General features: G+C 60.9%; 19 protein-coding genes. 11 read left to right on the top strand and 8 right to left on the bottom strand.

Annotated elements, in window-relative coordinates; all coding sequences use genetic code 11:
* Nucleotides 1-15 precede the first annotated feature (15 nt).
* From NBG89_RS11995 to ureG, 10 genes are all read left to right on the top strand, one after another.
* Entirely contained in the window at nucleotides 16-318 is a 303-nt protein-coding gene (locus NBG89_RS11995; protein ID WP_007533656.1) for an urease subunit gamma, read from the top strand.
* A 7-nt stretch (nucleotides 319-325) separates the two neighbouring features.
* Entirely contained in the window at nucleotides 326-580 is a 255-nt protein-coding gene (locus NBG89_RS11990; RefSeq protein WP_431320150.1) for a DUF1272 domain-containing protein, read from the top strand.
* A gap of 10 nt (nucleotides 581-590) precedes the next feature.
* Nucleotides 591-896: an urease subunit beta gene (locus NBG89_RS11985; RefSeq protein ID WP_431320149.1), complete on the top strand. Its 306-nt coding sequence runs from the start codon at nucleotides 591-593 to the stop codon at nucleotides 894-896.
* Nucleotides 897-914: 18 nt separating this feature from the next.
* A complete protein-coding gene (locus tag NBG89_RS11980; protein ID WP_431320148.1) occupies nucleotides 915-1,322 on the top strand; it encodes a lysozyme inhibitor LprI family protein in 408 nt (135 codons plus the stop codon).
* 16 nt (nucleotides 1,323-1,338) lie between these two features.
* Entirely contained in the window at nucleotides 1,339-1,968 is a 630-nt protein-coding gene (locus NBG89_RS11975; RefSeq protein ID WP_431320147.1) for a Urease operon accessory protein, read from the top strand.
* Between the two features lie 3 nt (nucleotides 1,969-1,971).
* Nucleotides 1,972-3,681 (top strand): urease subunit alpha, encoded by a 1,710-nt coding sequence (ureC, locus tag NBG89_RS11970; RefSeq protein WP_431320146.1) that lies wholly within the window; start codon nucleotides 1,972-1,974, stop codon nucleotides 3,679-3,681.
* 342 nt (nucleotides 3,682-4,023) lie between these two features.
* A complete protein-coding gene (locus NBG89_RS11965) occupies nucleotides 4,024-4,875 on the top strand; it encodes a GGDEF domain-containing protein (protein ID WP_431320145.1) in 852 nt (283 codons plus the stop codon).
* A gap of 96 nt (nucleotides 4,876-4,971) precedes the next feature.
* Complete coding sequence (ureE, locus tag NBG89_RS11960) at nucleotides 4,972-5,442, top strand: urease accessory protein UreE (RefSeq protein ID WP_431320144.1); 471 nt, start codon at nucleotides 4,972-4,974, stop codon at nucleotides 5,440-5,442.
* Between the two features lie 6 nt (nucleotides 5,443-5,448).
* On the top strand, nucleotides 5,449-6,120 hold the full coding sequence (locus NBG89_RS11955) for an urease accessory protein UreF (protein ID WP_431320143.1): 672 nt from the start codon (nucleotides 5,449-5,451) through the stop codon (nucleotides 6,118-6,120).
* A gap of 94 nt (nucleotides 6,121-6,214) precedes the next feature.
* Complete coding sequence (gene ureG, locus NBG89_RS11950) at nucleotides 6,215-6,826, top strand: urease accessory protein UreG (protein ID WP_007790259.1); 612 nt, start codon at nucleotides 6,215-6,217, stop codon at nucleotides 6,824-6,826.
* A 3-nt stretch (nucleotides 6,827-6,829) separates the two neighbouring features.
* Here ureG and NBG89_RS11945 read toward each other — a convergent pair whose 3' ends face one another.
* From NBG89_RS11945 to NBG89_RS11915, 7 genes are all read right to left on the bottom strand, one after another.
* On the bottom strand, nucleotides 6,830-7,510 hold the full coding sequence (locus NBG89_RS11945) for a Crp/Fnr family transcriptional regulator (RefSeq protein WP_431320142.1): 681 nt from the start codon (nucleotides 7,508-7,510) through the stop codon (nucleotides 6,830-6,832).
* 149 nt (nucleotides 7,511-7,659) lie between these two features.
* Nucleotides 7,660-10,953, bottom strand: coding sequence for an efflux RND transporter permease subunit (locus NBG89_RS11940; protein ID WP_431320141.1), 3,294 nt, complete (start codon nucleotides 10,951-10,953; stop codon nucleotides 7,660-7,662).
* Between the two features lie 10 nt (nucleotides 10,954-10,963).
* Nucleotides 10,964-12,154 carry an efflux RND transporter periplasmic adaptor subunit gene (locus NBG89_RS11935; protein ID WP_431320140.1) on the bottom strand — a complete coding sequence of 397 codons (1,191 nt, stop codon included), beginning with the start codon at nucleotides 12,152-12,154 and terminating at the stop codon, nucleotides 10,964-10,966.
* A gap of 396 nt (nucleotides 12,155-12,550) precedes the next feature.
* Nucleotides 12,551-13,522 carry an ABC transporter substrate-binding protein gene (locus NBG89_RS11930; protein ID WP_431320139.1) on the bottom strand — a complete coding sequence of 324 codons (972 nt, stop codon included), beginning with the start codon at nucleotides 13,520-13,522 and terminating at the stop codon, nucleotides 12,551-12,553.
* Nucleotides 13,523-13,578: 56 nt separating this feature from the next.
* Nucleotides 13,579-14,706, bottom strand: coding sequence for an ABC transporter permease (locus tag NBG89_RS11925; RefSeq protein ID WP_431320138.1), 1,128 nt, complete (start codon nucleotides 14,704-14,706; stop codon nucleotides 13,579-13,581).
* The gene (locus tag NBG89_RS11920; protein ID WP_088695038.1) at nucleotides 14,703-15,587 is read right to left on the bottom strand and encodes an ABC transporter permease; all 885 of its coding nucleotides are present in this window, start codon (nucleotides 15,585-15,587) and stop codon (nucleotides 14,703-14,705) included. Before NBG89_RS11920 ends, NBG89_RS11925 begins: the two co-directional genes overlap by 4 nt.
* Before the next feature lie 36 nt (nucleotides 15,588-15,623).
* Complete coding sequence (locus NBG89_RS11915) at nucleotides 15,624-16,412, bottom strand: ABC transporter ATP-binding protein (protein WP_088695037.1); 789 nt, start codon at nucleotides 16,410-16,412, stop codon at nucleotides 15,624-15,626.
* Nucleotides 16,413-16,507: 95 nt separating this feature from the next.
* Between NBG89_RS11915 and NBG89_RS11910 the strand changes: the two genes are divergently transcribed.
* Nucleotides 16,508-16,921 (top strand): cupin domain-containing protein, encoded by a 414-nt coding sequence (locus NBG89_RS11910; RefSeq protein WP_431320137.1) that lies wholly within the window; start codon nucleotides 16,508-16,510, stop codon nucleotides 16,919-16,921.
* Between the two features lie 9 nt (nucleotides 16,922-16,930).
* Here NBG89_RS11910 and hydA read toward each other — a convergent pair whose 3' ends face one another.
* The gene (gene hydA / locus NBG89_RS11905; protein WP_431320136.1) at nucleotides 16,931-18,388 is read right to left on the bottom strand and encodes a dihydropyrimidinase; all 1,458 of its coding nucleotides are present in this window, start codon (nucleotides 18,386-18,388) and stop codon (nucleotides 16,931-16,933) included.
* Nucleotides 18,389-18,395: the final 7 nt, after the last annotated feature.

The raw sequence follows: 18,395 nt of genomic DNA, 5'->3' as shown, positions 1-18,395 counted from the left end.
GCAGATGGATGCACGATGAACCTCACACCGAGAGAAAAAGACAAGCTGTTGATTTCGATGGCGGCGATGGTCGCGCGGCGGCGGCTGGAGCGGGGCGTCAAGCTCAATCATCCCGAAGCGATCGCGCTGATTACCGATTTCGTCGTCGAGGGCGCGCGTGATGGTCGCCCGGTTGCGGAACTGATGGAAGCCGGCGCCCATGTCATCGGTCGTCACCAGGTCATGGAAGGTATTGCGGAGATGATCCATGACGTGCAGGTCGAGGCGACCTTTCCCGATGGCACGAAGCTGGTGACTGTCCACGAGCCGATCCGCTGAGGTCCCGATGCTGGAGCTACGCCCCAATTGCGAATGCTGCGACAAGGACCTGCCACCTGACAGTTCCGAGGCGATGATCTGCACCTTCGAGTGCACGTTCTGCGCCGATTGTGTTGCCGACGTCCTGTGCGGCGTCTGCCCGAATTGCGGCGGCGAGTTCGTGCGCCGCCCAGTGCGTCCGGTTGCGAAGCTTGCCAAATACCCCGCGTCGACAAAGCGCGTTCTGAAGGCCGAGGGTTGCGCGCCCACCAAGGCCGCGTGAGGAGAAAATCATGATCCCAGGAGAAATCATTGCCGCTAGCGGCGAGATCGAGCTGAACGTCGGTGCGCCGACCGTGATGATCGAGGTCTCGAACACCGGCGATCGTCCGGTCCAGGTCGGCAGCCATTATCATTTTGCTGAAACGAATGCCGGCCTCTCCTTCGATCGGGAGAAGGCGCAGGGCATGCGGCTCGATATCCCGGCAGGTACGGCCGTCCGTTTCGAGCCCGGGCAGACGCGTTCGGTAACCCTCATTCCGCTTTCCGGCAAGCGCGAGGTCTATGGCTTCCGCCAGCTCGTCATGGGCAAGCTCTAAGTGATCGGGGAGGAGACGATGCGCGCGAGCTTGTATCTTCTGGCGGCCGGCGTTGCCACGTTCATCGCCTTTGGCGCCAACGCGGAAGATCTGGATTGCAAAAAACCTGTCACACAGGCCGACATGACGGCTTGTGAACAGGCGCGTCAGGAAACCGCCGATAAGGCACTGAACGCTCAATACAAGGTCACCCGTGCCGCGCTTGCTGGGCTCGATAAGGATCTCGGCGCCGATGGCGGTGCCGAGAAGGCGCTTGTGAAAGCGCAGCGCGCGTGGGTGGATTTTCGCGATGCGGAGTGCGAGACGACAGGCTTCCAGGCGCGCGGCGGCACGATGGAACCGATGCTCGTCGCCAGCTGCATCGCCGGGCTGACGGACCAGCGCACCAAACAGCTCAAGGAACTCGCAGAGACGATGGGCAACTGAGGTGGTTGGCAGAATCATGATCATCGGCAACGGAGAGATCGGAGCGCAGGCGGCGGCCGCGGTAGCGGTAGCGGATGCCGCGTTCGTGATCCGCTTTAACGAATGCCGGTCTTACGAGGCGAGCCCGGGCCGTACCGATGTCGTCGCGGTCTGCAATACCGGGCGCCCCGGTAAAGCGATGCTCGCTTCGCAGGCGTGGCGGGAGCATCCCGCGGTGCGTGAAGCTGCGGCGATCTGGAGCGTGCGCGATCCGCGGAAGTTCGCGGAACTGCGTGCGCCGCTTGCGGTGACGCATCCCGAGCTGGACGATTTCTGCAACGACTACACGCGTCAATTCAATGCGTTCTGTGCGGAAGTTGGCAAGGCGCATGTGGTCGTTGACAAAGTGATTCATGAAGCGGTGGACGAGGCGCTCGCGGCCTACCACCCGGCGCCTTACGTCGTGCCGAGCAGCGGCATGATCGTGATCGCCGAGGTGATGAACAGATTTCCCGAGGCGGCCATCGATCTCGCGGGCTTCGGCCACGCTGGCTGGGAATGGCATCCCTTCGCTGCCGAGCGGCAGCTTGTCGATAGTTATGTCGCCGCCGGTCGCGTCACGCGGCTGCCGGCGAGCGCATCCCTTTCTTCCTCCCAAGGAGCCTGACATATGCCCTACAAGATTTCCCGCGCCGCCTATGCCGGTATGTTCGGCCCGACCACCGGTGACAAGGTGCGGCTCGCCGATACGGAGCTCTTCATCGAGATCGAGAAGGACTTCACTACCTATGGCGAAGAAGTGAAGTTTGGCGGCGGCAAGGTGATCCGTGACGGCATGGGGCAGAGCCAGGCGACGCGGGCGCAAGGTGCCGTCGACACCGTCATCACCAATGTGGTGATCATCGACCACACAGGCATCGTGAAGGCCGACATCGGGCTCAAGAACGGCCGTATCGCGGCGATCGGCAAGGCGGGCAATCCCGATACCCAGCCGGGCGTCAATATCATTGTCGGCCCCTCGACCGAGGCGATTGCCGGCGAAGGCAAGATCATCACGGCCGGCGGCATGGACGCGCATATCCACTACATCTGCCCGCAGCAGATCGAGGAAGCGCTGATGTCCGGCGTTACCTGCATGCTGGGCGGCGGCACAGGCCCCGCACATGGCACGCTCGCTACCACCTGCACCGGCGCCTGGCATATTGAGCGGATGATTGAGAGCTTCGACGGCTTCCCGATGAACCTCGCGCTTGCCGGTAAGGGCAACGCCTCGCTGCCGGCGGCGCTCGAGGAAATGGTGCTGGCCGGCGCGTCGTCGCTGAAGCTGCACGAAGATTGGGGCACGACGCCGGCGGCGATTGACTGCTGCCTTTCGGTCGCCGACGAATACGACATCCAGGTGATGATCCATACCGATACGCTGAACGAAAGCGGCTTTGTCGAAGACACCATCGGTGCCATCAAGGGCCGCACGATTCACGCTTTCCATACGGAAGGCGCCGGTGGTGGCCACGCCCCCGATATCATTAAGATCTGCGGCCAGCCGAACGTCATTCCGTCGTCCACCAACCCGACGCGTCCCTACACGGTCAACACGATCGCCGAGCATCTCGACATGCTGATGGTCTGCCATCACCTGTCACCGTCGATCCCCGAGGATATCGCCTTCGCCGAAAGCCGCATCCGCAAGGAGACGATCGCCGCTGAAGATATTCTCCATGATATCGGTGCCTTCTCGATCATCTCGTCCGACAGCCAGGCCATGGGCCGCGTCGGCGAGGTCGCGATCCGCACCTGGCAGACGGCCGACAAGATGAAGCGTCAGCGCGGCCGACTGAAGGAAGAGAAGGGCGAGAACGACAACTTCCGCGTCCGCCGCTACATTGCCAAATACACGATCAATCCGGCGATCGCACAGGGTCTCAGCCATGAGATCGGCTCGATCGAAGTCGGCAAGCGCGCGGATCTCGTGCTGTGGAACCCGGCCTTCTTCGGCGTCAAGCCTGAGATGGTGCTGCTCGGCGGCTCCATCGCAGCGGCACCCATGGGCGATCCGAATGCGTCGATCCCAACGCCACAGCCGATGCACTACCGACCAATGTTTGCCGCCCACGGCAAGCTGCGGACAAGTTCATCCGTTACCTTCGTCTCGCAGGCGTCGCTTGACGCCGGTCTGAAGGGCAGGTTGGGTGTGGCCAAGGATCTCGTCGCGGTGAAGAACACCCGCGGCGGCATTTCCAAGGCGTCGATGATCCACAACAGCCTGACGCCGCATGTCGAAGTCGATCCGGAGACCTATGAAGTCCGCGCCGACGGCGAGTTGCTGACCTGCGAGCCCGCGACGGTTCTGCCGATGGCACAGCGTTATTTCCTGTTCTAGTCGATCAGGTGAGGCCGGCGCGAGGTGCCGGCCGCTCTTAAAGCTATACGTTAAATCGGAATCTTCCCAGAGTTGTTTTCTGTTTTTGCCTGTTCCACCTTGGGGCGGTCTGTCCGTAATAGGACATTCCCCGCTGCGAAGTCAGAAAATTCTCATGAAAACAGTAGCTTATTTCCTCTGACTTATTGAGTGATTCATCTCTGAGAACGTCACGTTCTTGAGCAGTTTTCAATCGGCGATCAATTCACCAAACTCGTTCGAATCTTAACAATTCACTTAAGAACTCGGCAGCAGTTGGCCTCTAAGCAATGTGCCTAGCGGTGGGCAAGAAGGTCGATTCGCATGAGAATTTCACTCCAGGCGGAGCTTGGCGATTTCCAGGATCGCCACACAATTTACGTGTTCGCTCTCAAGATGAGCTTCCTTGCGGTGACGCTGTCGTCGGTGGTGACTACGCTCGTATTGCCTCTGCTCGACTGGATAGGAATGTTGCCAGTGCCGCTCGCTCACGGCGTCGTCTACGGCGTCTTGCTGTCGTGGCTTATAGGCGGCGCGGTTTCGAGTGTATTGTCCCTCGTGGCGGGTCACGCGATGCATCAGCTCAGCGTCTCGCGTGCGGAGTTCGAGCAACTGAGCCGGACCGATGTGCTGTCAGGTCTTCTCAACCGGCGTGCCTTTACCGAGGCATTGGAGCAGGTCGACGGAGACGCCTGCCTCGCAATCTTCGACGTGGACCGTTTCAAGGCTATCAATGATCGCTTCGGCCATGCCAGTGGCGATGCCGTGATCGTGACCGTGTCGGCCATCCTGGCCGCCGCCTTCGACGGGCACTCCGTCGCGGCGAGGCTGGGCGGTGAGGAATTCGGCGTGATCGTTGTCGGCGGCTCGCAGGAGCAGCGGGTCGAGAGAGTGCGGTCGGTCTGCGACCGCTTGGCGGCGCATCCCATCGTTACCGACGATTGCGTGGTCGCACTTACCGTGTCGGCCGGCATCGCGGAGCTCGAACCGGGGCGGAGCAAGGAGGGCGCCTACTCCTCGGCAGATAAGGCACTCTATCTGGCGAAGGCGCTCGGTCGAAACCGTGTGGTACATGAGAACGAAGGGCTCCATCCGGGTTGGCGCAGGCATCTGCCGGCGGAGGCTGCGGCTGCTCGCGCGATGAATGTGGATTGTGACGAGGCGCGGCTGGCCTGAGGAAAATCGCGCGGCGCTGCCGTCAACGCCTCATTCCTTCTTGCATCGCAAGGGGCTATTTTGCATGGTCGCAATCTCAAGCGAATTGGACATGTCATGCAACGCGTTACTTCGTATCTGCCCGCCGGAACGCCTTCCTCGAACCCGATCGGAAAGGTCGTTCTGCCGCACGACTTGAGGCATTTGCGGCGGAAGCTGCTCCATCTCGAAAACGGCGAGATGGTCATGCTCGATCTCAAGGAACCGGTGCTCTTTGCAAGTGGTGATATGCTGGTTCTCGAGGATGGCGAGCTCATCGAAATCGTGGCCGCCGACGAGAAGCTCTTCGAGGTGAAGGGCAGGGATCGTCTGCACCTGATCGAACTCGCATGGCATCTCGGCAATCGGCATCTCGGTGCACAGATCGAGGAAGACCGCATTCTCATCCTGCGTGATCATGTGATCCGTTCCATGCTCGAAGGGCTTGGCGCGACGGTTCGGGAAGTCGCCGAGCCGTTCCAGCCTGCTCGCGGCGCCTATCATTCGCATGGTCATGACCATGCGCATGATCATCACTCGCACGACTGAACTGATATGACTGAAGATGCCGAGCTGCAGGCGTTGCTGCGGTTGATGGCGTGGCTTTCGCCAGCCTTCCCCGTTGGGTCCTTCGCGTATTCAGGAGGTTTGGAGCGCGCCATCCACGATGGATTGGTCACCGATGCTCATTCGCTTGCGACGTGGGCAACGAACCTGTTGGAGCGTGGCGCTGTGTGGAATGACGCCGTTCTTCTCACCGAGAGCCACCGCTGTCACGGACAGCCGGCGCGGCTCGGTGAACTCGCCGAGCTGGCTGAAGCGCTTGCCGGCTCGCGCGAGCGTCATCAGGAAACGATGTTGCTGGGCGACGCGTTCCTGTCTGCGGCCAGTGCATGGCCGGACGAGGTCTTCGATCGATTGCCGCGGCACGTAGCGTATCCGGTGGCCATCGGCGCCGTTGCGGGCGCGCATGGGGTTGGGTCGGAGAAGGCGGTTGCGGCATTCCTGCACGCCTATCTGTCGCAGGCGGTTTCCGCAGGCATCCGTCTCGGCGTTGCCGGGCAGAAGGATGGTGTTGCCATCCTGTCGCGGCTGGAGGGCGACATAATATCGGTTGCGAAGCGGGCAGCCGTTTCAACATTGGACGATCTCGGATCGGCAACCATCCAGGCCGATATCATGTCGCTGCGCCACGAGACGCAGTCGACGCGGCTTTTTCGGTCATAGCTTGTCCGGGAAGGTTCGGTCACGACCTGCGTCATTTGCCGGTGGTCGCTCTTCGAGCGGGGCGCTATCATCGGCTATTATTGGAGTTCAGAATATGAAATCAGGAAACGGACCCTTGCGCGTAGGCATCGGTGGGCCGGTTGGCTCGGGCAAGACGGCGCTCACCGAGAAACTCTGCAAGGCCATGCGTGACGAATACTCCGTCGCGGTCGTCACGAACGACATCTACACGACCGAGGATGCCGAGGCACTGATGCGCATGCAGGCTTTGCCATCGGATCGGATCGTGGGTGTGGAAACCGGCGGTTGCCCGCATACGGCAATCCGCGAGGACGCGACAATCAATTTGCAGGCTATCGCCGGTCTCAACGAGCGGATTCCCGATCTGGACGTCGTTTTCATTGAATCAGGTGGCGACAACCTGGCCGCCACCTTCTCTCCTGATCTGGCTGATATAACGATCTACGTCATCTCGGTTTGCCAGGGTGAGGAAATCCCGCGCAAGGGTGGCCCTGGCATTACCAAGTCCGACCTTCTCGTCATCAACAAGAAGGATCTGGCCCCCTATGTCGGTGCGGATCTGGAAGTCATGGACCGCGACGCGACACGGATGCGCCAGGCACGCCCCTTCGTTTTTTCCGACATGAAGCGCGGCGATGGTGTCAATTCCATCGTCAGCTTCCTGAAAGAGCATGGCGGTCTCTAGAGGTCAGACCTGCCTGAGCAGGTCCACATCCTCGATCGCGATAGCACGGCCGCAAACGCTTACGCCTGATGCGCGCAACGTGGAGAAAGCGCGCGACAGCGCTTCCGGTGCCAGACCCAGCTTTCGCGCCAGGAGGCTCTTCTGGAATGGAAGACGCAAGGAGGCCCGCGTGCCTTCACTGGTGCAGTGCGCTAGCAGATAGTGCGCGACGCGCTGGGGGCTCGTCTGCATGCGGTCCTGCGCCAGGCAATCCATGGTCGAAAGCAGATGCTGCGAGAGGCTGCGCGCGATGGCGACGCCAATGCGCGGCAATTCGTCCAGCAGCGCCTTAACCTGCGCGATGTCGAAGCGGGCGAGGATCGCGTGTTCCATCGCTTGGGCACCATAATTGTATGCTTCGCCCGCGAGCACGAGGCCTTCTCCGAAGCTCTGGCCCGGCTCGCAGATGCTGATGTCCGCTTCGCGGCCTTCAGAGCCGCGATAGAGACGAACATAGCCGCTCAGCACGCAGTAGAAGTACCGTGCCTTCTCGTGCTGACGAAACAGAACATCCTGCGGCTCATAGCGCACCGCCGCCGCGCAAGACAGCAGAGCGCGTCGCTCATGCGCGTCGAGGCTGGACGCGATCAATGCACCACTAAGCATCGCCTGCTGCGCGCTGCTCAGTTTCAAAACTTCGGTCATCTGTTTCTCCTGTGGGGCGGCGGATGCCACCTGATATTGGCCAGGGTAACCGGGAGACGCGGTTCAGGACTTGATCTCGATCAAATGTCAGCCAATAAAAAAGCCGGGGTGTTACCCCGTGGTGTTACCCCGGCTTTAAGTTTGAGCGGCTACTCCGCCGCGAAAGGCGGCAGACGCACGACATTGCCGGATTTGGCGCGCTTGCCTTCCGGAGTCTCGATAGCGGTTACCCGACCTTCGAGAGCGCTGACAGCCTGCGTGAGCTCTTCACGGGACATTGCCAGATCTTCCTTGTCCTTCTTGCCCACGAGGCGACCGAAGATCCAGCCGAGCAGGCGTGACAGATCGTCCATGATCAGGAAGAAGGAGGGCACGACGACCAGTGAAAGCACGGTCGACACGATAATGCCGCCGATCACCGCAATCGCCATCGGTGCGCGGAAGGAGCCGCCTTCGCCGACGCCGAGCGCCGACGGCAGCATGCCTGCCGACATCGCGATGGACGTCATGATGATCGGACGGGCGCGTTTGCGGCCCGCCTCGACCATGGCTTCCACGCGTTCCATGCCGCGATGGCGCATCTCGATTGCGAAATCGACGAGCAGGATCGCATTCTTCGTGACGATGCCCATCAACATCAGGATACCGATCATCACAGGCATCGAGAGCGGGTTCTGGGTGACCAGCAGTCCGACTGCCACGCCGCCGATCGCAAGCGGCAGCGAGAACAGGATGGTGAAGGGCTGGATCACGTCCTTGAAGAGGAGGATCAGCACGGTCAACACCAGCATCAGGCCCATCAACATGGCATTGACGAAGCTCTGCTGCATTTCGGCCTGCACCTTCGTGTCGCCGCTCTCGGCGAGCTGGACCGTCGGAGGAAGATTTGCTTCCTTGACGATCTGGCGGAACCGGGCGGATGCCGTATCGAGTGCGACGCCCTGCGGCAGGTCGGAGCCGATCGCGACGACGCGGTAGCGGTTGTTGCGCTTGATCGAGCTGACGCCTTCCGAATAGTCGATATCGGCGACGGTGGAGAGCGGCACGGTGCCGCCGCTCGCGGTCTGGATCTTCAGTGCCCGGAGAGCGGCAAGATCGCGGCGCATGTTGAGCGACGCCTGTACCCGGATCGGAATCTGGCGATCATCCAGGTTGATCTTGGCGAGGGCGGCATCGATGTCACCGATGGTGGCGACGCGGATGGTCTCGGAGATCTGTTGCGGAGTGATGCCAAGACGGGCAGCCTGGTCCTTGCGAGGACGGACCTGAAGTTCAGGACGGGGCAGGGCGCCTTCGGCACTGACGTTTGCCAGCAGCGGATCGGCACGCAGCTTTGACTCCAGGATACCGACAGCGTCGTTCAGGTCCTTCTCGTTCTTCGAAAGGAAGTTGAACGACAGGTCGCGCTCTCCGCGGTCGTTGAGTTTCAGAATGCGCACATCGGGGATACGATGGAGTTTGGCGAAGACCTCCTTCTCGATATCCCACTGTGGCCGAACGCGGCCCTTTGGCTCCACCTTGGGGAGATGTGGTCCGATGATCGGGAGACCGCCGAGGAAGTTATCGACCAGTTTCTTCGAAAGCCTCTGGTCAAGCTTATCGAGCGTGAGCGTTACGGTCGCGCGACGCAGTTCGAGGTCGCCCTTCGGCGACGCGCCGCCAAGAACGAAGACGCTTTCAACGCCATCGATATCCTTTACGTCCTTGTAGATCGCATCCGTCGCCGCTTCAGTATCCTCGAGGGTCGCGTTCGGCGGCAGCTCGACGGATAGGACGATGCGTGACGCGTCTTCCGGCGGAAGGAAGCTGCCGGGCACCTGCGCAAGCAGCATGACGGAGCCGATAAGGAAGCCGATCGCCGCGATCAACGTCAGGTAGCGCGTCCACCAACGCCGGGTCGTGGCGCGCACAAGCCGCGTATAGCCGCGGAAGAAGCGACCATCATTGTCGTGATGATCTTCGATGCCGTCTTCCGCGCGCATGAGATATGCGGCCATCATCGGCGTGATGAGACGGGCTACCATGAGTGAGAAGAAGACCGAGAAAGCAACCGTCAGGCCGAACTGAATGAAGTACTGGCCGGGAATGCCGGGCATGAACGACACCGGCACGAACACTGCAATGATCGTGAAGGTCGTTGCGATAACGGCGAGGCCGATTTCGTCTGCCGCCTCGATTGCCGCGCGATAGGGCGTCTTGCCCATCTTGATGTGGCGGGCAATGTTCTCGATCTCGACAATCGCATCGTCGACGAGGATACCGGTCGCGAGCGTCAGGGCTAGGAAGCTGACGAGGTTCAGCGAGAAGCCCATCAGGTCCATGATCCAGAACGTCGGGATCGCAGACAGCGGCAGCGCGATAGCCGAAATCAGCGTTGCGCGCCAGTTCCGGAGAAACAGGAAGACCACGACGATGGCGAGCAACGCGCCTTCGATCAGTGTATCGATGGCGGCTTCATAGTTTCCGTAGGTGAAGTAGACGGAGTCACTGATCAGCTCGATGCCGACGTTCGGGTTCTCGGCCCGAACTTTGTCGAGGCTCTTGGCAACAGTCTCCGCCACGCTGACTTCGCTGGCGCCCTTCGAGCGGAAGACGCCGAAGGTGACGACTGGTGTATCATCGAAGCGCGAGAAGGACTTCGGCTCCTGATAAGTGTCCTTGATGGCGCCAAGGTCGGACAGCTTGACGAAACGACCGTTCGGCAGCGCGATCGTGGTGTTGGCGAGTTCCGCGACATTGCGGGCATCGCCGAGCACGCGGATCGCCTGCTCGCTGCCCGCCACTTGGCCGCGGCCGGAGCCGAGGTCGACGTTGGTGCCCCGCAGCTGTTGGTTCACGCTCGCGGCGGTGATGCCGTGGGCATTGAGCTTATCGGGGTTGAGCTCGATGCGTACCTCACGCTCGGCACCGCCGTAACGATCCACGCGGCCGATACCGGCCTGCCCCTGAAGGGCGCGCTTGATCGTGTCATCGACGAACCAGGAAAGCTCTTCGAGCGTCATATCGGGCGAGGAGACCGCGAAGGTCTGGATCGCCTGGCCCTCGACGTCGACCTTGGAGACGATCGGCTCTTCGACGTTTGCCGGCAGGTCGCTGCGGATGCGGTCGATCGCATCCTTGGTGTCCTGAACAGCCTGCTCGGTCGGCACTTCCATGCGGAACATGACGACCGTCTGCGACTGGCCATCTGTCACCGTCGACTGGATCTCATCGATGCCGGTTATGCTGGCAACGGCGTCCTCGATCTCCTTCGTGACCTGTGTCTCGAGCTCGGCGGGCGAAGCGCCGCTTTGGGTGACGACGATGGAAACAAGCGGAACGTCGATGTTCGGAAAGCGCGTGATCGGCAGCTTGTTAAAGGACTGAATGCCGACGAAAAGCAGAAGTGCAAACGCCAGAAGCGGCGCGACTGGATTTCGGATAGACCAGGCTGAAAAGTTCATCGGTCATCTCTCAGTTGGAAGCCGGTGGCTGTTCGTGTACCGGCGTGATGTGGTCGCCATCGCGGACATAGGCGCCCGCCTTGGCTACGACTTCGTCGCCGGCTTTCAATCCCTTTACGATCTCAACATAGGCACCGTCTTGGATGCCGGTCTCCACCGCGGCGAACTTGACGACGCCGTTTTCGACCTTACGGGCGGAGGATCCCTCGTTGCCGCTCAACACGGCCGACACTGGCAATGCCACGTTCTGTGCCGTGCGTATGACAATGTCAGCGCTGCCGTACATTCCGGAACGGGCCTTGCTGCTGTCATCGATCAGGATGTGGACAAGACCCAGGCGAGTGAGCGGATCGACCGTAGGCGAGACCAGGCGCACGGAGCCAGTGATCTTCTCGCGGCTGCCCGAGAGCGAAAGTGTTGCCTTCTGGCCGGGCCCGATCTTGACGATGTCACTTTCACCGACTTCGGCAACCAGTTCGATCTTGTCGTCACGAATGATCGTGAAGAGCGGATCGCCGGTACCGAGCGCAATCGCGCCAACCTTGGCATTCTTAGCGGCTACCGTGCCGCCGACTGGTGTCTTGACGTCGGTGCGCGCCAGCTTCAGATCCGCATCGGCGATCTGGCTTTCGGTGACCTTGATGTCGGCAATCGCCACTTGGATCGCCTGCTGTGCGGAATCGACGCGCGCGTTGGCAGACGCCGCTGCGGCATCCGCCTGCTCGACAGTTGCCGTGGAAACCGTGCCCTTCTTGCCCATTTCCTGGGCACGCGCCTGCTGTTGGCGCGCCTGCTCTGCATTGGCCTGCGCTTCGATGAGCTGCGCGCGAAGCTGCGCGAGGCTTGCCTCGTTTTTGGCCTTTGTGGCCTGCATCTGGCTCTTCTGCAGGATGAGTGCGTCGTCGTTCAGCGTCGCGAGCTTGCTCTCGGCCTGAACCTTGTCACCAACATCGGCATTCAGGGTACGGATCGACAATCCTTCGACCTGTGGCTGAATGTAGACTTCCTCGACAGGCTTGACCGTACCGGTCGCAACGACGCGGTCAACGAGCGTGCGGGTTGACGCCGTGGTCACCACGATGGCCGGCAGGTTCTGCTGCGGCTTTGTAACCGGCTGTTCCTGGGCAAATGCCGCCGAGGCAACAGCTGCCGCGATCAGCAGGGTGGAGGCGCGAAGTATCTTAACAGGCGTACGTGCCATGCGTCGTTGTCCAGTTTGCTCGGCCAGGCTCGCGCGTCGTCCACGTCGCGAATGGTCAGTTCCCGTATCGGTGTTCTCAGAAGTATTTCCGCTCTTTTGCCGACACCTACTTAAGAAGTTCCTCATCCGGCAAATTCGGCTTTTACGTGGTAGCTATTTGCCCCTCGCGCAAGCCCGGCGGAAAATAATTCCTCATTCGAACACAATAATTACCATTGTGATGCAGATCAATCACTGCACGGTTATGCAAGCATTCCGTTAGTTGATCGTGCATCGTCGCTATGACGTCCGAGCCACGCTCGATGCGACATCGATCGCGAAACTTCTTAGTAAAAAATAGCAAAAAAATGAAAAACGCGCGGAAGTTCCGCGCGTTTCGTGTCTCGTCGTTGCAAATTACTTGGATGCAGCGTCCGTGATGTCGTGCGTCCAGGCGCCTGCTGGCTCCTTGTTGATGATCTTCTGGTCGAGGAGAGCCTTGGCCGTGCGATCGTAAAGCGTCGTGTCGAGCTTGCCCGTGCCGTCGCCGATCAGCTTGGCGACTTCGCCCATCATGACCTTCTGGTGGTGTTCGTCCTGACCGCCGGCGTCCACGACGATTCCGGCAGCTTCATCGGGGTTCTCGGTTGCGTATTTCCAGCCCTTCATCGAAGCCTTGACGAACTTGACCATCTTCTCCTTGAAGGCCGGGTCCTTCAGCTTGTCTTCCATGGCATAGAGACCGTCTTCGAGAAGGTCGTTGCCCATGGCGGTATAGTTGAAGACGATGAGGTCTTCAGGCTTGAAGCCAGCGTCGATTGCCTGCCAGTATTCATTGTAGGTCATGACGGAGATGCAGTCGGCCTGCTTCTGCAGCAGCGGCTGCACGTCGAAGCTTTGCTTCAGCACCGTTACGCCATCCTTGCCGCCGTCGGTCTTCAGACCGAGCTTGTTCATCCAGGCGAAGAACGGATATTCGTTACCGAAGAACCAGACGCCCAGCGTATGGCCCTTGAAATCGGCCTCGCTCTTAATCGGGCCGTCCTTGCGGCAGATCATTTCCATGCCCGACTTCTGGTAGGGCTGGGCGATGTTGACGAGCGGAACGCCTTTTTCGCGGGCAACCAGCGCGCCGCCCATCCAGTCGACGATGACGTCGGCGCCACCGCCGGCGATCACCTGTTCCGGCGCGATGTCAGGGCCGCCCGGCTTGATCGTGACATCGAGGCCTTCTTCCTCGTAATAGCCCTTTTCCTTGGCGACGTAATAGCCGGCGAACTGCGACTGCGTCACCCACTTGAGCTGCAGTGTCACCTTGTCGGCAGCCATCGCATGGGCTGCTGCAAGCGACATCGCGCTCGCCATCATCGCAATAATCAGTTTTTTCATTTTCTTTTTCCCTCTGAAGTTATGCCCCAATCCCATTCGCGGGAATAAAGCGACGCCTAGCCACCACGGATAGACGGATGCCAGAAAGTCACCGCCCTTTCGGCGAGGGCGACGACGCCATAGAAGATCGAGCCGACCAGCGCCGCAACGGCGATTTCGGCCCAGACCATGTCGACATTCATGCGCCCGATCTCCGTGGAGATGCGGAAGCCCATGCCGACGATCGGCGTACCAAAGAACTCCGCGACGATGGCACCGATGAGCGCCAGCGTCGAGTTGATCTTCAATGCATTGAAAATGAAGGGCATCGCTGCTGGAAGCCGGAGCTTCAGCAGTGTCTGCCAATAGTTGGAGGCGTAAGTCTGCATCAGGTCGCGCTCCATCGGACCGGACGCGGCGAGGCCGGCGACCGTGTTCACCAGCATCGGGAAGAAGGTCATGATGATGACGACGGCCGCCTTCGACTGCCAATCGAAGCCGAACCACATCACCATGATCGGAGCCACACCGATGATCGGCAGCGCCGACACCATGTTGCCGATCGGCAAGAGGCCGCGACGCAGGAAAGCAACACGATCGGCGAGGATCGCGACGACAAAGCCTGCACCACAGCCGATGATGTAACCGGCAAACACTGCCTTGAAGATCGTCTGACGCACGTCGTCTGCCAGGATTGGCAACGAGCCAGCGATCCTTGCGCCGATGGCGCTCGGCGGCGGCAGCAGGACGAAGGGAATGCCGGCGCCGCGTGTCAGCGCTTCCCAAATTATCAAGATCCAGGCGCCGAAGATCGCCGGGATCAGCAGCCGCAGACAGGTTCGGCCGAAACTTGAAGACGGCGTCACTGCCGAAAGTTCGGTGACGCAGCGCCAGGCAAGCAGCCAGCAGGCGGCCATCAGCAGGAAGAAGGACTTCGTTGCCAAACCTTCGTTTCCGGTCACGCCGGCGAGCAGTACCCATGCCGCCCAGTGCGCACCGACAAGCAGAACGGCAGCGATATATGGCTTCGGCAAGGACGAGAAGGAAACGAAGGCGAGGGCGACGATCAGCGCGATCGTTAGGCTTACCGTTATTGACGACACCGGGTCCGGTGCGCCTTCGGCCATAATCGGCAAGGTGATGATCGCAATCGCCGTCAGCACCAGGGCAAGAACGCCCTGCCAGGAGAAGGACATTTGCTTCATGCCGGCCTCCCGCCCATCGAACGGTCGACGATCTTGGCGACGAGGCCGACGATGGCGACCAAGCTTGCGGCCAATACCGAGCCCGCGACCAGTGCCGCCCAGATGTCGATTGTCTGGCTGTAGTAGGAGCCTGCGAGCAGCTTCGAGCCGATGCCGGCGACAGCGCCGGTCGGGAGTTCGCCGACGATGGCGCCGACAAGGCTTGCTGCGATCGCAACCTTCATCGAGGTGAAAAGGAAGGGCACGGAGGCCGGAACGCGCAGCTTCCAGAAGGTTTGCGCGGGCGTCGCGTTATAGGTCCGCATCAGATCGAGAAACATGACCTCCGGCGAACGCAGCCCCTTCACCATGCCGACCGTGACCGGGAAGAAGGACAGATAGGTCGAGATCAGCGCTTTCGGGATCAGGCCAGTGATGTTGATGGCGCCGAGGACGACAATCACCATCGGCGCGATCGCCAGGATCGGGATGGTCTGCGAGGCGATGACCCACGGCATGAGGCTGCGGTCAAGCGCCTTGATATGAACGATGCCAACCGCGATCACGATGCCGAGCAGCGTGCCAAAGCCGAAGCCGAGCAGCGTCGACGAGAGCGTGACCCAGCTGTGGTAGACGAGGCTGCGGTTGCTCGAGAGCTTCCGCAGGAACGTGTTTTCGAATACGTTCTGCGCCACCTGATGCGGGGCCGGCAGCAACGGCTTCGGTTGCGAAAGCGTCTTTTCGATGAATTCGATGGTATCAGGCGTCTGGTTGGCCCGCTGATCCATGTCGCGCTGGAAGGCGGCGTTCATCAGGACCGCCGCGACGTACCAGACCGCGACCAGAACCACGAGGATTGTCAGGACGGGGACGAGCCTGTCTTTCAGCGTATCCGACTTCATGGGCGCCCCCGCGTACCGGTTCTGACGCTTAACGCCTTAGTGCTCATAGCTATGCCCCGCTCTCAAACCATCACGTACACGATGGGCGATTTCGAGGAACTCCGGCGTCTCGCGAATGTCGAGCGGGCGTTCACGCGGAAGCGTTGAATCGATGATATCGGTCACGCGGCCGGGGCGAGGGGACATCACCACGATCTTGGTGGAGAGATAGACCGCCTCGGGGATCGAGTGGGTGACGAAGCAGATCGTCTTGTTGGTACGCGCCCAGAGCTTCAGAAGCTCCTCGTTCAGGTGGTCGCGAACGATTTCGTCGAGGGCGCCGAAGGGTTCGTCCATCAACAGCAGGTCGGCGTCGAAGGCGAGCGCGCGGGCGATCGAGGCGCGCTGCTGCATGCCGCCGGACAGCTGCCAGGGAAACTTCTTCTCGAAGCCGGAGAGGTTCACGAGGTCGAGCGCGTCGCCGATGCGCTTCTTCTGGTCAGCTGACGCGTAGCCCATGATCTCAAGCGGCAGGGCGATGTTCTTCTCAATGGTGCGCCACGGGTAGAGGGCCGGCGCCTGGAAGACATAGCCGTAGGCGCGAGCCTTGCGTGCCTCCTCCGGCGTCATGCCATTGACGGTGATCTCGCCCGATGTTTTCCTCTCCAGATCGGCGATCACGCGCAGGAAAGTCGTCTTCCCGCAGCCTGACGGGCCGATGAAGGAGACGAAGTCGCCCTTGCGAACGTCGAGGTTGACGTTCGTCAGCGCCTGCACAGGAGCATCGTCTGCCGGGTAGGTCAGACAGAGGTCCTTGGCGGATACGACGGAGGCAGCTTGCGTCAATGCTTGTGTATCCTGTTTTGCCCGCGCTTGTGCGGTTTGCGTGATAGTATGAGTAGCGGTTTTCATTGTTCCGGCAAGGTCCATGGAGGATGACGATGGACGCGACATCAAAGCCCACCTGTCACATTGTCCGCCCCAGTCATGCCTATGACGGCAAGCAGGGGCTCAGTTACTTCGAAGGCATCGCGGCCGAGACAGTCGGCGCCAAGGGTATCTGCATGCATTTGCTGACGATTCCGCCCGGCGTTCGGGCCAAGGCGCATCTGCACGAGTCCCATGAAACGGCGATCTACATGCTCTCCGGCGAGGCCCACACTTGGTACGGCGACGAGCTGGAGCATCATGTCGTCGTGCATGCCGGCGAGCTGTTCTACATCCCCGCCGGGGTGCCGCATCTGCCTGCCAATCTCAGCAGTACCCCGTGCACCGCGATCATCGCCCGCACCGATCCGAACGAGCAGGAAAGCGTCGTTCTGCTTCCGGAGCTTGATCGGCTGGTGCGGGAGTGATGCCAAGGATCAGACCCCCGTCGCCGGGATGCCTGAACGTTCGACCTTGCGGGGCGCCACGAGCTCCTTCCATGTCGATAGCGCCTTGTTGACCGCCTGGAACGGCTCGCGCTTGACGAACTGGCCGTGCCCTTCCTTCGTCTTGACCGTGCTTTCCTCGATCGCGACTTCGCCGCGCGTCAGCGTGTAGCGCGGTAGGCCGGTGACCTGCTTGCCTTCGAAGACATTGTAGTCGATCGACGATTGCTGTGTCTTGGCCGAGATCGTCTTTGAGCGCTTCGGATCCCAGACGACAATATCGGCGTCGGCGCCGACCAGGATGGCGCCCTTCTTCGGATAGACGTTGAGGATCTTGGCGATGTTGGTCGAGGTGACGGCAACGAACTCGTTCATCGTCAGACGGCCAGTGCTGACCCCATGGGTCCACAGCATCGGCAACCTGTCCTCCAGGCCTCCGGTGCCATTGGGGATCTTGGAGAAGTCCTTCACGCCGAAGCGCTTTTGCTCGGTGGTAAAGGCGCAATGGTCGGTCGCCACCACAGACAAAGAACCGGACTGCAGGCCGGCCCAGAGGCTGTCCTGGTGCTGCTTGTTGCGGAAGGGCGGGGACATGACGCGGCGGGCGGCATGATCCCAGTCCTTGTCGAAATATTCGCTTTCATCGAGCGTCAGATGCTGGATCAGCGGTTCGCCGTAGACGCGCATGCCCTTCTGGCGGGCGCGGCGGATCGCTTCATGCGCCTGTTCGCAGGAGGTGTGCACGACATAGAGCGGCACGCCGGCCATGTCGGCGAGCATGATGGCGCGATTGGTTGCCTCGCCTTCGACTTCGGGCGGGCGGGAATAGGCGTGCGCTTCGGGGCCGTTGTTGCCTTCGGCGAGGAGCTTTGCAGTCATCGAGGCGACGACGTCGCCGTTTTCGGCATGGACCAGCGGCAACGCGCCGAGTTCGGCGCAACGTTGGAAGGAGGCGAACATCTCGTCATCGTTCACCATCAGCGCGCCCTTGTAGGCCATGAAGTGCTTGAAGGTGTTGATGCCCTTGTCCTTGACCACCGTCTCCATCTCGTTGAAGACGCGCTCGTTCCAGCCGGTGATTGCCATGTGGAACGAGTAGTCGGCGTTGGCGCGGCTCGTCTTGTTGTCCCACATCTGCAGCGCCTCGAGGAGCGACTGTTCCGGCCCCGGCAGGCAGAAATCGACGACCATGGTCGTACCGCCGGCGAGGCCCGCGCGCGTGCCGCTTTCGAAGTCGTCGGAGGAATAGGTGCCCATGAACGGCATCTCGAGGTGGACGTGCGGGTCGATACCGCCAGGCATGACATAGCAGCCCGTCGCATCGAGCGTTTCGGTGCCGGAGAGGTTCGGACCGATCTCGACGATCTTGCCGCCTTCAATCTTCACGTCCGCCTTGTAGGTCAGGTCCGCAGTGACGATGGTACCGTTTTTAATGATCTTTGATGTCATGATGAAC

Origin of the sequence: Rhizobium sp. YTU87027 (genome assembly GCF_050644135.1) — a bacterium.
Classification (GTDB): domain Bacteria; phylum Pseudomonadota; class Alphaproteobacteria; order Rhizobiales; family Rhizobiaceae; genus Rhizobium.
The sequence above is the reverse complement of the archived record's forward strand: the minus strand, read 5'-3'. Positions and strand labels throughout refer to the sequence as shown.